Origin of the sequence: Streptomyces sp. NPDC057877 (assembly GCF_042796855.1) — a bacterium.
Lineage (GTDB): Bacteria > Actinomycetota > Actinomycetes > Streptomycetales > Streptomycetaceae > Streptomyces.
On record NZ_JBHVMS010000001.1, the window covers coordinates 278,443 to 292,904 of the forward strand.

11 protein-coding genes are annotated in these 14,462 nt (G+C 73.3%); 6 read left to right on the plus strand and 5 right to left on the minus strand.

Annotated elements, in window-relative coordinates; translation table 11 throughout:
- Positions 1–40 precede the first annotated feature (40 nt).
- The 6 genes from ACFVQG_RS01340 (at position 41) to ACFVQG_RS01365 (ending at position 6,285) form a co-directional block, all read left to right on the plus strand.
- Positions 41–808: a class I SAM-dependent DNA methyltransferase gene (locus tag ACFVQG_RS01340; RefSeq protein WP_383375463.1), complete on the plus strand. Its 768-nt coding sequence runs from the start codon at positions 41–43 to the stop codon at positions 806–808.
- Between the two features lie 132 nt (positions 809–940).
- Positions 941–1,999: a PucR family transcriptional regulator gene (locus ACFVQG_RS01345; protein WP_383375465.1), complete on the plus strand. Its 1,059-nt coding sequence runs from the start codon at positions 941–943 to the stop codon at positions 1,997–1,999.
- A 212-nt stretch (positions 2,000–2,211) separates the two neighbouring features.
- On the plus strand, positions 2,212–3,591 hold the full coding sequence (locus tag ACFVQG_RS01350; protein WP_383375467.1) for a TrkH family potassium uptake protein: 1,380 nt from the start codon (positions 2,212–2,214) through the stop codon (positions 3,589–3,591).
- On the plus strand, positions 3,584–4,303 hold the full coding sequence (locus ACFVQG_RS01355; RefSeq protein WP_383375469.1) for a potassium channel family protein: 720 nt from the start codon (positions 3,584–3,586) through the stop codon (positions 4,301–4,303). The genes ACFVQG_RS01350 and ACFVQG_RS01355 overlap by 8 nt, the downstream gene beginning before the upstream one ends.
- Before the next feature lie 139 nt (positions 4,304–4,442).
- On the plus strand, positions 4,443–4,910 hold the full coding sequence (locus ACFVQG_RS01360) for a CBS domain-containing protein (protein ID WP_383375471.1): 468 nt from the start codon (positions 4,443–4,445) through the stop codon (positions 4,908–4,910).
- 76 nt (positions 4,911–4,986) lie between these two features.
- A complete protein-coding gene (locus ACFVQG_RS01365; protein ID WP_383375473.1) occupies positions 4,987–6,285 on the plus strand; it encodes an SLC13 family permease in 1,299 nt (432 codons plus the stop codon).
- A gap of 15 nt (positions 6,286–6,300) precedes the next feature.
- On the opposite strand, the gene ACFVQG_RS01370 is transcribed toward ACFVQG_RS01365, so the two are convergent.
- The 5 genes from ACFVQG_RS01370 to ACFVQG_RS01390 form a co-directional block, all read right to left on the minus strand.
- The gene (locus tag ACFVQG_RS01370; RefSeq protein ID WP_383375475.1) at positions 6,301–6,996 is read right to left on the minus strand and encodes a hypothetical protein; all 696 of its coding nucleotides are present in this window, start codon (positions 6,994–6,996) and stop codon (positions 6,301–6,303) included.
- A 127-nt stretch (positions 6,997–7,123) separates the two neighbouring features.
- A complete protein-coding gene (locus tag ACFVQG_RS01375; protein ID WP_383375477.1) occupies positions 7,124–7,645 on the minus strand; it encodes a MarR family winged helix-turn-helix transcriptional regulator in 522 nt (173 codons plus the stop codon).
- Positions 7,646–7,699: 54 nt separating this feature from the next.
- Positions 7,700–12,571, minus strand: a complete 4,872-nt coding sequence (locus tag ACFVQG_RS01380) for a DNA repair ATPase (protein ID WP_383375479.1) — start codon at positions 12,569–12,571, stop codon at positions 7,700–7,702.
- A gap of 125 nt (positions 12,572–12,696) precedes the next feature.
- Positions 12,697–13,365 carry a hypothetical protein gene (locus tag ACFVQG_RS01385; RefSeq protein WP_383375481.1) on the minus strand — a complete coding sequence of 223 codons (669 nt, stop codon included), beginning with the start codon at positions 13,363–13,365 and terminating at the stop codon, positions 12,697–12,699.
- A 168-nt stretch (positions 13,366–13,533) separates the two neighbouring features.
- On the minus strand, positions 13,534–14,301 hold the full coding sequence (locus ACFVQG_RS01390; protein WP_383375483.1) for a hypothetical protein: 768 nt from the start codon (positions 14,299–14,301) through the stop codon (positions 13,534–13,536).
- Positions 14,302–14,462 lie beyond the last annotated feature (161 nt).

The window sequence follows — 14,462 nt, forward strand, 5'->3', positions numbered from 1 at the left end:
CCGGGGGCGGGACGCGCGGCCACCGCAGTACCGTCGGCCTGTGACGACCGAGCAGCAAGACCAACCGACCGACCCGGACGGGTACTTCGGCGAGAGCGTCGCGGCGACGTACGACGCCTCGACGTCGGACATGTTCACCTCCGAGGCCATCGACCCGGCGGTCGACTTCCTGACGGAGCTGGCCGGTGACGGCCCCGCCCTGGAGCTGGGCATCGGCACCGGGCGGATCGCGCTGCCGCTGGCCGGGCGGGGCGTCACGGTGCACGGCATCGACATGTCCCGGGCGATGGTGGCGCGGCTGCGGGCCAAGCCGGGCGGTGACGCGATCGGGGTGACGTTCGGCGACTTCGCGACGGCCAGGGCTCAGGGGGCGGGCACGTTCTCCGTCGCCTACCTGGTCTTCAACACGATCAACAACCTGACGTCCCAGGCGGCCCAGGTCGCCTGCTTCCGCAACGCCGCCGCCCATCTCGCACCCGGCGGCACCTTCGTGATCGAGGTCGGCGTCCCCGACCTGCGGCGACTGCCGCCCGGGCAGACCGTCGTCCCGTTCCACGTCAGCGAGAGCCGCTGCGGCTTCGACGAGTACGACATCGCCACCCAGTCCATGACCTCCCACCACATCAGGGTGGAGGGCGACCGCGGCTCCTCCCTGTCGATCCCCTTCCGCTATGTGTGGCCCGCCGAACTGGACCTGATGGCCGAACTCGCCGGACTCCGGCCGCGCGAACGCTGGGACGGCTGGACCCGCGAGCCGTTCACCAGCGACAGCCGCCAGCATGTGTCGGTGTGGGAGAAGCCCGCGTAGGCGCCTCGGGCGAGCCGGGCACCCCAGCCGCACCCGCCGCACATTGCCGGTTCCCGGCAGCCTTCATTAAGGTCAGCATGCCGGTGGCCGGTACGGCGGCGTCGGCGGCACATTCACTTGACGGGGGCAGGCGTGTCGGAACAGGGCGTACCCGGGGAATACCTGCACGGCTACGCGGACATCCTGAGCGAAGTCTCCGCGACCGGCCGCCGGTTGACCCGGGACGAGATCCAGTCCCGCAGGGCGCTCGGTGAGCGGGCGGCCGAGGCGGGGTTCGGGCTGCGGGCGCTGGTCGGCGCGCATCTAGCGGCCACCCGTGCCGCCTGGCCGGGCACCCCCAACACCGCCGACAGCGTCCTCGCGGCCATGCAGCAGGCCGTGGACGCCTTCGCCGAGGGCTACGAGCGGGCCCAGCGGCTGGCCGTGCGTCAGGAGGAGGCGGCGCGCCGTGAGTTCATCGACGACCTCCTCTACGGCCGCAGCGACCTGGGCAGGCTCGCCGAGCGTGCCGAACGCTTCGGGCTGCGGCTGTCCCACGCCCACGCCGTGGCCGTCGCCGAGGGCCCGGCGGCGTACGACGAGGGCGACCCGGTCCTGCGCCAGGTGGAGCAGGCGCTGATCGGCCGCTTCGGCGACCGCAGCATCCTGCTCACCACCAAGGACGGCCGGATGCTCTGCATCGCTCCCGGCGACCAGGAGCAGGTGCTCACCGCCTTCGCCAAGCAGGCCTATGCCGCCACCGACGGCGGCCGGGTCGCGATCGGCCGCCCGCAGCCCGGTCCCGGCGGGGTCGTGCAGTCGTACGAGGAGGCACTGAACACCCTCGATCTGGCCGGGCGCCTCGGTCTCGACGACCCGGTGCTGCGCGCCGCCGACCTGCTCGTCTACCCGGTGCTCACCCGGGACCGGCAGGCGATGGCCGACCTGGTGCGGGAGGCGCTGGGCCCGCTCGGCGCGGCGCGCGGCGGCGCGGGCCCGCTGCTCGACACCCTCACCGCCTACTTCGACTCCGGCTGCGTCGCCGCCGAGGCCGCCCGCCGCCTGTCGCTGAGCGTGCGCGCGCTGACGTACCGCCTGGAGCGCATCCACAAGCTCACCGGCGCCAATCCGGCCGACCCCGCGCACCGCTACATGCTGCAGACCGCGGTGATCGGCGCCCGGCTGCTCGACTGGCCGAGCCGGGCGCTCTGACGCGGGCTCCCCGACGCCCGCCCCACGCCCCCCGGGCAGCCCTTGACACGTTCCATACGCCCCTCGACCGGCCTTTGACGCCTCCTTGACGGATCGGGTGTCGTGGGCGCCTCAATGGGACGTACTTGCAGGTAAGGTGTGCGGCCGGGATCTTGACGGATCCCTCGCCGAGCCGGGGAGCACGGCGGACCGGACGGCTTGGGAAGGCAGTGATGGCGGGACCGACGACGCGGGCTCGAGCGCGCTCGGCGCTGCTGGCCACGCATCCCGCCCGGGCGGTCGTGGTGGGGTTCGCCTTCGTGGTGCTCGCCGGGTCGGCGCTGCTGTCCCTGCCGTTCGCCACCGAGCAGCGCGCCGCCGCCGGGTTCGTGACCGCGTTGTTCACCGCGACCTCCGCCGTGTGCGTCACCGGTCTGGTGACCGTGGACACCGGCACCTACTGGAGCGGCTTCGGCGAGGGAGTCATCCTCGCCATGATCCAGGTCGGCGGCTTCGGCATCATGACGATGGCGTCCCTGCTGGCGCTGCTCATCTCGGGGCGGCTGCGGCTGCGCATGCAGTTGACCGCGCAGGCGGAGACCAAGAGCCTGGACATCGGGGACGTACGCCGGGTGCTGATCGGTGTCGCGGGGACCACTCTGGCGGTCGAACTCGCGGTCGGCGCCGTCCTCGCGCTGCGGTTCCGCTACGGGTACGGCGAGAGCGTCGGCGACGCCGCGTACTACGGCTACTTCCACGCGGTGTCCGCCTTCAACAACGCCGGGTTCGGGCTGCACGCCGACAGCCTCACCCGGTACTCGCAGGACGGCTGGGTCACCCTCCCGATCGCCGTCGCGGTGATCCTGGGCGGCATCGGCTTCCCCGTCCTCCTGGAGATGCTGCGGCACCGCGGCCGCAAACGCCGCACCGGACGCCGGAGTTGGTCCCTGCACACCAGGCTGACGCTGATCACCACCGCGTTCCTGCTGGTGACCGGGACCGTGCTGACCTGTCTGCTGGAGTGGTCCAACCCGGGCACCCTCGGCGGGCACTCGGTCGCGGGGAAGGTCCTCGACGGGTTCTTCCACTCCGCGATGTCCCGCACCGCCGGTTTCAACGCCGTCGACATCGGCGCGCTGCACGCCTCGACGCTGCTGATGACCTGTGTGCTGATGTTCATCGGCGGCGGCAGCGCCGGTACCGCGGGCGGCATCAAGGTGACGACGTTCGCGGTGCTGGCGGCCGCGATGCTCGCCGAGGTGCGCGGCGAGCCCACCTCCGCGGTGCTGGGCCGTCGGCTCGCCCCGCATGTGCTGCGGCAGTCGCTGACCGTCGCCCTGCTCGGCATCGGCCTGGTCATGGGCTCCACCCTCACCCTGCTGGCCATCACCGACCATGAGTTGGAGACCGTGCTGTTCGAGGTCGTCTCCGCGTTCGGCACGGTGGGCCTGTCCGCCGGGATCACCGCCGATCTGCCGGTCGCCGGGGAACTGCTGCTGATCGTCCTGATGTTCGTCGGCCGTCTCGGTCCGATCACCCTGGTCTCGGCGCTCGCCCTGCGCGAGCGGACCCGCCGCTACGAACTGCCCGAGGAGCGACCCATCATTGGCTAACTACCTGCACTCCCTGCGCCAGCGGCGCCGCAAGCGCCGCTCCGACGCCGCCCGCGGCGGTGGTGACCAGCGCGTCGCCGTGATCGGCCTGGGCCGGTTCGGGTCGTCCCTCGCCAGTGAGCTGATGCGACGCGGCTGGGACGTCCTCGGCATCGACACCGACCAGCGGCTGGTGCAGAAGTACAGCGACGACCTCACCCACGCGGCGGTCGCCGACTGCACCGACTCCGAGGCCCTGCGCCAGCTCGGCGTCAACGAGTTCACCAGCGCCGTCGTCGCCATCGGCACCGACATCGAGGCGAGCATCCTGGTCAGCACCAATCTGCTGGAGGCCGATGTGCCCAACATCTGGGCCAAGGCCATCAGCCGCCAGCACGGCCAGATCCTCGAACGCCTCGGGGTCCACCATGTGGTGCTGCCCGAGCACGAGATGGGCGAACGCGTCGCCCACCTGGTCACCGGGCGGATGCTGGACTTCATCCAGTTCGACGACGACTACGCCCTGGTCAAGACCGTCGCCCCGGAGGTCGCCACCGGCGTACCGCTCGGCCAGAGCCAGGTCCGCAGCAGGTTCGGCGTGACGGTGGTGGGCATCAAGCGCTCCGGCGAGGACTTCACCTACGCCACGGCCGAGACGGTCGTCCAGCGCGGTGACGTGATCATCGTCACCGGCAAGACCCAGGCGGTGGAGGCGTTCGCCGAGCTGAGCTGAGCCGGTGCGGGCCACGTCGGTCCGGCGGGTCAGGACGCCGGGCGGCACCCTCGATCGCCCTGCGGCGGCCGGTCGGCATACCGTGAGCGCACGACGCTTCCGGTCGCGAAGATGACGAGAACGAGAGTGGGGCCGAACCATGCGCGCACGTGACATGGCGGTTGAGTACGAGACGGTGGGCGTCAACAGCGACGCCATCGACGCCGCGCGGCTGCTGGCCGAGCACCGGCTGCCGGGGCTGCTGGTGGTGGACGACAACGGCAGTCCGGCGGCGATCCTCCCCGCCTCCCAGATGATCAAGGTGCTGGTGCCCGGGTACGTCATCGAGGACCCGACGCTGGCCTCGGTGGTCGACGAGCGCCATGCCGACCGGCTGTGCCAGGCCCTGGCCGGGCTCAAGGTGCGCGACTGCCTGTCGAGGACCACCCCGGCCCCGCCCGTCGCGGCGCCGGACGACACCGCGCTGGAGGTCGCCGCGCTGATGGCGGAGGTCCGCAGTCCGCTGGTCGCGGTGGTGGACAAGGCGAAGGACGGCACCCACCTGCTCGGTGTGATCACCGCCTCACATCTGCTGGAGCGGTTGCTCAGCGCCGCAGGTGAGAGCTGATATCAGGACGAGGTAAGGTTCCGCCCGGCTTCGCCATGGTGCCGCCACCACAGCAGAAACAATTCTTCGGAGGACCGTGAACGACTGGCACAGCTGGGCGGCGATCGTCGTCTTCGTAGGCGCGTACGCCCTGATCATCAGCGAGAAGATCCACCGTGTCGCCGTGGCGCTCGGCGGCGCGGGCCTGATGCTCGCGATCGGGGCGACCGACGACGAGTCCGCCTTCTACTCCGAGCACTCGGGCATCGACTGGAACGTCATCTTCCTGCTCCTGGGCATGATGATGATCGTCGGCGTGCTGAAGAAGACCGGCATGTTCGAGTACCTGGCGATCTGGTCGGTGAAACGCGCCAAGGCCAAGCCCTTCCGGGTCATGGCCATGCTCGTCGTGATCACCGCGGTGGCCTCCGCGCTGCTCGACAACGTCACCACCGTGCTGCTGATCGCCCCGGTGACGCTGCTGGTCTGCGAGCGGCTCGCGCTGCCCGCGGTCCCCTTCCTGATCGCCGAGGTCCTCGCCTCGAACATCGGCGGCACCGCCACCCTGGTCGGCGACCCGCCCAACATCATCATCGCCAGCCGCGCGGGCCTGACCTTCAACGACTTCCTGGTCCATCTCGCGCCCCTGGTGGCCGTGCTGGTGGTCGTCCTGCTCGGACTGTGCCGGGTGATGTTCCGCAAGTCCTTCCGCTACGACGAGGAGCGCGCCGCCGAGATCATGGAGCTGGAGGAGCGCGAGGCCATCCACGACCCGCGGCTGCTGATCCAGGGCCTGGTCGTCCTGGCCCTCGTCGTCGCCGGGTTCGTCCTGCACCCCGTACTGCACTACGAGCCCAGCGTCGTCGCCCTGCTCGGCGCGGGGCTCCTCGTCGCGATCTCCAAGGTGCGCACCGGTGACGTCCTGGGGGAGGTGGAGTGGCCCACGCTGGCCTTCTTCGCCGGGCTGTTCATCATGATCGGCGCCCTGATCGAGACCGGCGTGATCGGTGAGGTCTCCACCGCCCTCGCGGACGCCATCGGCGACAACGAACTCGGCGGCTCCATGATCCTCCTGGGCGGCTCCGCCGTACTGTCCGGCATCGTCGACAACATCCCCTACGTCGCCACCATGGCGCCCATCACCTCCGACCTGGTGGAGAACATGGGCGGCGGCAGCGACCACGTGATGTGGTGGGCGCTCGCCATCGGCGCGGACCTCGGCGGCAACGCCACCGCGATCGGCGCCAGCGCCAACGTCGTCGTCCTCGGCATCGCCGAGCGCAACCGCCAGCCGATCTCCTTCTGGCAGTTCACCAAGTACGGCCTGATCGTCACCGCGGTGACGGTGCTGCTGGCGCTCGGCTATGTGTGGCTGAGGTACTTCGCGCTGGCCTGATCCGCGGGCCCCGCCTCACCCCCGCCCCACCGCCCGCAACCGGAACGCCCGCACCACCGCCACCGCGCTCACCGCCACCAGCCCCCCGGCCGTCGCGGCGAGCCCCCGCACCGGACCCCACTCGGCGACGTCGCCGGTCAGGCCCCGGGGCGGCACGCGGCCCTCGGGGTCGTAGACCACCGCGAGCGCGTCTCCGGGGCGGGTGGACGGGCCGCAGCCGCGCCAGATGCGGACGCCGAGGGGTTCGCCGTGGCGGTCGGTGACCGAGCACAGGTAGCGGTCGTCCCCGGCGCCGGTCTGGTCGCCGTGTTCGACCGAGACCACGACGGCGGAGCGCACCTGGCCGCGTTCCGCGAGCACCACACCGGCGGCGACCTGCGGGGTCTGGGCCACGAGGCAGAGACCGAGCACGGCGGCCACGCCGACCAGCGCCCGTCCGGCCCGGAGCGTGGCGAGATACGCGGTGAGTACGGCGACGGCCAGCAGTCCCGCCTCACCACTGCCGAACAGCGGCGCCCCCGTCCAGGCCCCGGCGATCCCGGCGCCGACGACCAGCACCGCGCCGAGCACCCCGGTGGCCAGGCCCTTCACGGCCAGCCGCCGGGGAGGCAGGCCGATGAACTCGGCGGGGCCCCACACCGAGGCGGTGACATGGGCCGCGAGATGCGGTTCCGCCGGGAGCGGTGGCCGACGGGGGCGCCGTATGCGCATCTCCCACCTCCGGCGTTCCTCGGTCTTCGGGTTCCTTTGCCGAATTCCGGCAGTGACGGCCGTGCCGCTCCCCCGCCATCCTTGCATGATGCAAAACCCGCGCGCGCGAACGTGCCGGGCAGCGGCTTCAGAGGCCGTGCCCGAGGACGCCGTCCGTCCAGCCCAGCGGGTGCGGGGGCGCGGGTGCGGGCGGCTCACCACCGGCCGCGGTGAAGGCGGACAGCGCCTCGACGAGGGTGGCGCGCTGGCGCGGGGCGAGCCGCTCGACGATCCGGGCGATCTCCGCGCGGCGCCGGGCGGTGACGTCCTCGACGGTACGGCGTCCCTCGGCCGTGAGCCGTAGCAGCGTCTCGCGGCGGTTGTCCGGGTTGACCTGCCGGTCCGCGAGCCCGGCCGCGATCAGCCGGTCCACCATGCGCATCGCCGTGGACGGCGCCACCCCGAGCAGTTCGGCGAGCACGACCAGCTTGGTGGCCCCACGGCTGGACAGCACCACCAGCATCCGGAACTGCGGCAGGGTGACCCTCTCCTCCACCGCCGCGAGGGAGCGCGCGGAGACGGCGACCAGGAGCCGGGACGCGTTCAGCACCGCGCGCGTCACCGCGTCCACGTCGTCCAGGTCCCCGGTGGGGTGCTCGTGCTCCGGCATGGGTCCTTTCTACCGTGGATACGGCCCCGCGCCGCTGGGTCGGCCGCACGACCGTCACCGGTCCAGCCGTCGCGGGGCGTGGCGCGGGTCGCCGGAGCGCGTGATCGCGGACTCGACCGCGGCGATCCGGTCGGCGAGCAGCCCCAGGGCGGCGATCGCCTGGGTGAGCGGCTCGTCGTCGGGACCGCCGAGGACCCGGGCGCGTACGTGCGCGGCCTTCAGCTCCGCCCACCGCTCGGCCCGCGCCGGGGTGAGGGTGCCGCGCAGCTCGGCCAGTTTGAGCAGGTTGGCCTCGGCGCCGGAGGTGAGGGTCCGGGCCTCGGCCGCGTAGTGGTCGTCGACCACGGCGGCCAGCTCGGCGTCGTTCAGCACCGGCTGGACGCGCTGGGCGATCTTGTTCATGTTGCGGTAGGAGCCCTGGAGCCGGAACGGCGGCTCGGTGCGCGCCTCGTCGGACTGCGCGGCGGAGGCGATGTACGCGGCGTTGACGGCGAGGACCGTCTCGCGGGCGGTGAGCAGATGGCGCAGTACGGCGAGGATCTGCTCCAGCTCGGCGGGCGCGTAGGCGTGCGTGAGCCGGTCGGCGCGGGCCGCCGGGTCGCCCTCGGCCAGCCGGATCAGCAGGTCCAGGTCGGCGCGGTCGCGTCCGGCGAGGGGCGCCAGCACCGGGTTCGCGGTCAGGGCGTTCTCGATGAAGCTGATGGGGAAGGAATCCGCCTTGCCGGTCAGCACCTCGCCCAGGTTCCACACGTCCGCGCGGTTCGCGAGCATGTCCGGCACCCGGAAGCGGCTCCCGGACTCGGTGTAGGGGTTGCCCGCCATGCAGACGGCGAACCGCTTGCCGCGCAGGTCGAAGGTGCGCGGCAAGCCCTCCCACACGCCCTCGATCCGGCGGGTGGCGTCGCACAGCGGGATGAACCTCTGGAGCAGTTCGGGCGAGGTGTGCTGGATGTCGTCGAGGTACAGCAGGGTGTTGTTGCCCGCCGCCAGCGCGAAGTTGATCTTCTCGATCTCCTGGCGGGCGGTGGCGTTGGGGGCCTCGGCGGGGTCCAGGGAGGTGACGGTGTGGCCCAGGGCGGGGCCGCTGACCCTGACCAGGACCAGGCCGAGGCGGTCGGCGACGTACTCCATGAGCGTCGTCTTGCCGTAGCCGGGCGGGGAGAGCAGCAGGAGCAGACCGCCGGTGTCGGTGCGCTTGTCCGCTCCGGTGGTGCCGAGTTGCTTGGCGAGGTTGTCGCCGATCAGCGGCAGGTGCACCTCGTCGACGAGACGGCCGCGGACGAAGGACGACATCACGCGCGGGCGCAGCTCGTCCAGCCGCAGCCGGGCGCGCTCGGCGGCGACCAGTTCACTGCGGCGGCGCTGGTAGGCGCGGAAGGCGGGGGTGTCCCGCTCGCGGAAGGCGCGGGTGCGGGCGAGGAACTCGTCCACGCGCACGGTCAGGGTGCGGCCGGTGAGCCGTGGGTGGCTGCCGAGCAGGTTCGTCACGGTCGCGGTCAGGGGGGCTTCGTGGGTGTGGCGGGGCAGGTCCGGGCAGAGTTCGGCGGCCACGGCCTCGGCGAGGTCGCCGGGGGTGAGGTCGGTGCCGGTGGCCGTGGCGTAGGCGGTGAGCCAGGCCTCGACCACTTGGCGGCGGGCGTCGAGGTCGTCGAGAGAGGTGAGGTCGTCGTCGTAGGCCGGGGCGCCGACCGTGCGGCGGAACTTGTCGAGCAGGGTGCGGGTGGCGGCGCTGAGGACGAAGCCCTCGGGGGCGCCGGTCAGCTCGTCGAAGAGGTAGTCGGCGGCGGGCTCGGGCAGGCCGGGGCCCGGGCCCCAGGCGCCGATCGCGGCGGCCAGTTCGGAGCGGAGGGCGTCGAGGGCGGGCGTCGGGCCGAAGGTGTCGCGGGCGCGGGCGAGCGAGACGGCGCGGCGCCGCCAGTCGGCGCGGGCCTCGGCGCTGGTGCCGTGTGCCCAGAACAGCTGGGCGGCGGCGCGGGCGGCGGGCTCGTGGCGCAGGGGCCCGGCGGTGTCGTACAGCCGGAGCACGGTGGTGAGGATGGCGGTGGCGTCACGGTCGTGGACGCCGCGCTCGTAGCCCTCGTCGTACGCCGTGCGCGCCGCGTCGCCGACCAGGGCGGGCAGGTCGGCGCACTGGGCCAGGGCGTCGGGGCCGTGCTCGGCGAGCAGGCGGGCGGCGAGGTGCTCGGCGCGGTACACCTCCGGGGACTCCGACGGCAGGTGGCGGTTCCAGAAGGGGCGGGTGGCGGCGAGGTCCGGGAACGCCGCCTCGGTGACGGGGGCGCGGTAGTCGGTGCCGGTGAGGGCGAGGGCGAGACCGTCGCCGTGCGGGACCAGGGTGAGGTCGACGGGCTGGGTGTTGACGGCGAAGGTGTGGCGGCCGAGGCGGAGCGTGCGGCCGTCGTCGCCGTAGAGGTCGGTGCGGTCGCGCAGGGCCCGGACGGCCTCCTGCCGGGCGGCCTTGAGGCGGCCGTCCAGTTCCTCGGCCCGCACCTGGTCCCCAGCCGCGCGCAGGTCCCCGGCGATGCGGCCGACCTTGGCGGGCATCGGGTCGGAGGAGAAGTAGGCGGCGACGGCGTCCGCGTCGGGGAGCGTGGCGGCGCGGCGGGCGACGGTCTCGAGGATCCGCGCGGCGGAGGCGGCGAGCTGTTCGGCGCGCCGGGCGCGGGCGTCGGCGAGGGACTGCTTGCGGGCGGAGAACGCCTCGTACACCTCGGCGCGCTGGTCGGCGAGTTCGGCGAGGAAGTCGTCGAACTCCGCGAAGCGGGACTCCAGGTCCTCGATCTGGACGAGCAGCCGCCCCAGTTGGGCGTCGCACTCCTCGGGACCGTCTGCGGCCTGGAGCGCGCCGGTGACGGCCTGCCCGAGCAGCGCGAACTCGGCTCCGAAGGCGGCGCGGCCCTCCTGGTCGACGAGGGTGCGGCGGCGGGCCTCGAGGGTGGCGCGGGCGCGGTTGACGCCGCCGAGGGTCTCGGCGACGCGCTCCAGGACGGTGGTGCGGACGGTCGTGTCGCCGATGTCGAGGCCGCCGACGACCTCGGTCACCGTGCGCAGGGAGTCGGCGAGTCCGTCCAGGCGGGCGGCGAGGGGCGCGGCCTCGGCGACGGTGGTGACCGCCTCGGCGTCCGCGACGAGCTGTTCGATGTCCTGGTGCTGGGCGGCGAAGGCGTCCTCGCGGGTCAGGAAGGCCACCGCGCGACGGCCGAAGGCGGCGAGGTCGGCCTCGGCGGCCCCGGCCAGCTCGTCGATCCGGGCGGTGTCGGCGTACCGCATCTCCTTGCGGGTCAGCAGGTGGCCGAGGGCATGGCGCAGTTCGGTCAGTCCGGTCACCCAGGCCGCGGCCTCGCGGGGCGCCTCACCGCGCAGTCGGCGCACCACGGCGGCGATGCGTGCGTCGGCCTCGTCGAGGGCGTCGGCGGCCTGCCGGGTCAGGGCCTGGACGGTCTCGAACTCGGCCAGCACCTGCTCGGCGGTGTCCCGCAGCGCTGCCAACGGGGTGCGCAGGTCACCGAGTTCGGTGTCGCCCAGCCAGTGGTGGGCGTCGGCCGCGCGGGCGCAGGCGGCGATCAGCGCCTCGTACATCTCGGTGGTCGGGCCGCTGTCCGCGGCGGCGCGGGTCAGGGACAGACAGTCGGAGACGCCGCGCACGAGGTCGGCGTTGCCGATCCGCGCGAGCGGTCCGCTCCCGGTGGGCGTGGCGGCGGCGTGCGTGTCGGAGACGTACGGGGAGCGCCACAGCTGGAGCGGGTGCACCCGCGCGGGCTCGTCTCCCCCGGCGCGCAGCACCATCAGCGTGCCGTCGTCGAACAGCGCCCAGCCGTGGCAGGACAGCGGGGCGGCGACCTCCTTGCGGATCATGTTGTACGGCAGCAGGAGGCTCCGTCCCGCCCCGCGCGCGTGGAACGCGAACAGCACGTCCTCGCCGTTGGGTGAGCGCACCTCGCGCTCGAACTCCAGGCCGTCCGTGTCGAGGTCGTACGTCCTGTGGGCGCCGCTGTCCAGGCAGTAGCCGCCGGGGAAGACGATGCCCTGGTCCTCGGGCAGCCGACGGCAGGCCTGCCCGATGCCGTCGAGGCGGACGACGGTCTTGGTGAGGGTGTTGAAGACCAGGTAGCGGTCCGCGGTCTCCTTGTAGGGGCGGACGCGCAGCAGGATCAGGGCGCCCACGCGCGCGTGCGCGATGTCGGCGTCCGCGAGGGACTGGAGCGGCTCGTCGACGGGTTCGGCGTGGACGCCCTCGCCGGTGTCGGTGTCGTCGTCGGCCTTGACGGTGAGGGTGCCGCCGAGCGTGTCGACGTAGACCTCGCCCTGGACGGCGACATGGGGGTGGCGGCCGAGGACGTGGTCCTCGCGGGTCGCCTCGGTCCACTGGACGTCATGGGCGTCCGGCAGGACGTGGTCGCGCTCGCCACGGGCGTCGAGGAAGGTCACCGAGTCGTCGTCGGCGACCGCCCAGCGCAGGACGCGGATGTCGGCGGCCTTCTCCCCCGTCTGGAAGACGGCCAGCAACCTGCCCTCGACGCGGCGCAGTTGGAGCAGCCTCGCCTGCCGGTAGTAGCGGTGCAGGGCGGCGAACTCACGGCCGAAGGCGGGGTCGTCGAGCAGTCCCGGTACGGCGTCCTCGGGCAGCGGGTCCAGATCGCGGTCGTAGAGCCCGAGCACGTCCGCGACGGCGGGCTCCGCCTTCAGGGCGAGGGAGGCGTTGCGGCCGAACAGGAGCCGGTCGCCGATGGCGACGACGTCCCGGGGCAGGCACGGCTGCTCGGTGCGCAGCCGCCCGGTTCCGGTGAGTTCGAGCCGGGTGGCGCCGAACTCCTCGATCCGGCGGGCGTTGAGCCGCTCGGCACGCCGGGCCAGTTCGCGGGCCTGTGCGGTGAGCCGGTCGCGCAGCACGTCGTAGGAACCGGTGTCCAGAAGGCCGGTGGTCATGCGGGTCCCTCTCAGGAAGTCACGGAAGGCCGGACGGGGCCGGGGCCTTCGGCGGCCGGGGCAGGGGGTGCCGGACGGCCGGGTGGAAGCGGGGGTGTGCCGGGGTCGGCGGAAGCGGGGTGCGCTCAGGCGGCCCGGTGGTGGTGGTCGTGCGGGGTGGGCCGCGAGGGTTCACCGGCTGGTTCGGCGGGGGGTGGTACGGCGCTTCCTGCGGCGGTGTTCGCTGCGGCGGTGTCTGTGCGGGTGCTTCGTACGGCGGTCCCTGTGCCGGTGCTTGGCACGGCGGTCCCTGTGCCGGTGCTTGGCACGACGGTCCCTGTCCCGGTACTTGGCACGACGGTCTCCGTGCCGGTACTTGGCACGACGGTCCCTGTGCCAGTACTTGGCACGGCGGTCCCTGTCCCGGTGCTTGGCACGACCGCCCCCGCACCAGCGCGTCCCTCAGTGGGCCGCGTCCGCCGCGCCAGCCCCCGCGTCGCCCGCCACGCGACGAGCACCGCACCGGCGAAGGTCAGCAGCCGCAGCAGCCCGGCCACCGCACCGGCGGGCACAAGGTCGGCCAGCAGGACGGCCGTTCCGACGGAGAGGCCCCAGGCGATCACGGTCAGCAGCGAGAACGCCACCGCGACCGGTACCCCGCCCAGGCCCCACGCGCCCAGGTCCACGTCCGTGTCGAAGGTGTGGACGGTGGTGAGCCGCAGGGCGACCAGCAGCCAGAAGCACACGACGACGACCAGGGCGGCGGTCAGCAGCAGGGTGGGCAGGCCCGTGGCGGCTGCCAGGAACGTCCGCATGCTCCTCGAGCCCCCTCTCCCGCACTGCCGGTGTACGGCATCGGCGTCGTCCGCCGTGCCTGTCCGATCCCATGCTGGCCGCCGGGACGCCCGCTGCGCATTGCCGGATCCCGGCAGTGTTCGCCGGGTTCTGTATGCCGGTCAGCCGCTAAGAGCGTGTCAGGACGGCTACTTGGAGGGGTCGTCGCCGGGCGCGGCGGTGAGCCTCTCCCGCAGCGCGGCCGGGTCCTCGGCGACGAGCTTCGGCACCTCGTCGTTCCACTGCGCGGCGGCGTCGTCGAGGCCCCGGACTACGGCCCGCCGCAGCCGCGCACCGGCCAGCCGGAGGGCGACGGCCGCGAAGGGACGCAGGACGCCGCGGCCCCGCAGGACGACGGTGACGCGGACCTCCCAACGACCGTCGGCCGCGCGGCGTACCGGCATCGCCCCCACCTCCGCGCGGGCCAGCCGGTGGTCGAGGCGGGCCCGCGCGGGCGGGCCGGACGGTTTGCGGCCACGGTCGAACGCCGTCCACCAGTCCTCCGGCCGCAGCGTGACCCCGCCCCGCGCCCGCAGCAGCGACGGCCAGACGCGGGTGCCCGCCGCCTCGCCCGTCACCTTGATCAGGCGTGGCCGGTCGGGGCCGCGCAGCGCGCCCTCGAGGTGGAGGGTGCCGTCGGGGCTGGTGGCGTCGAGGTCGAGCCCCAGCCCGCGCCGCCGGTCCCACGCGCGGACCGTGACGCGGGCGGCCCCCTCGTCGTCGGCGTACACCGCCCCGGGCCGCAGATGCCGCCCGGTGGTGAGCCGTAGGTCCGGCACGGCGGCGCCGTCCGGCAGGACGACGCGCCCGGCCTCGACGCGGCTGTCCTCGGCCAGTTCGACCAGGAAGGAGAGGGCCGCCATGAACCAGGCACGGGGCACGGCTTCGACGAACACGGTGTGACGCACACGGACCATGACGGCAGCATGCCGACCGGCGCACCCCGCCGTTCAGGCCCCGGCGCGGCAGCACCGCGGGCGGCCACCATGCCGGATCCCGGCAACGAACGTACACCCAGAGTGCACGCCGGTGACCTGTCAATGCCGCGTAAAGACCGTGTAGGGTTCCCAGCGGTGTG

Coding starts and splice junctions, on each gene's coding strand:
- ACFVQG_RS01350 (WP_383375467.1), top strand. CDS start 2,212: ATGGCGGGACCGACGACGCGGGCTCGAGCGCGCTCGGCGCTGCTGGCC.
- ACFVQG_RS01360 (WP_383375471.1), top strand. CDS start 4,443: ATGCGCGCACGTGACATGGCGGTTGAGTACGAGACGGTGGGCGTCAAC.
- ACFVQG_RS01370 (WP_383375475.1), bottom strand. CDS start 6,996: ATGCGCATACGGCGCCCCCGTCGGCCACCGCTCCCGGCGGAACCGCAT.
- ACFVQG_RS01375 (WP_383375477.1), bottom strand. CDS start 7,645: ATGCCGGAGCACGAGCACCCCACCGGGGACCTGGACGACGTGGACGCG.
- ACFVQG_RS01380 (WP_383375479.1), bottom strand. CDS start 12,571: ATGACCACCGGCCTTCTGGACACCGGTTCCTACGACGTGCTGCGCGAC.
- ACFVQG_RS01385 (WP_383375481.1), bottom strand. CDS start 13,365: ATGCGGACGTTCCTGGCAGCCGCCACGGGCCTGCCCACCCTGCTGCTG.
- ACFVQG_RS01390 (WP_383375483.1), bottom strand. CDS start 14,301: ATGGTCCGTGTGCGTCACACCGTGTTCGTCGAAGCCGTGCCCCGTGCC.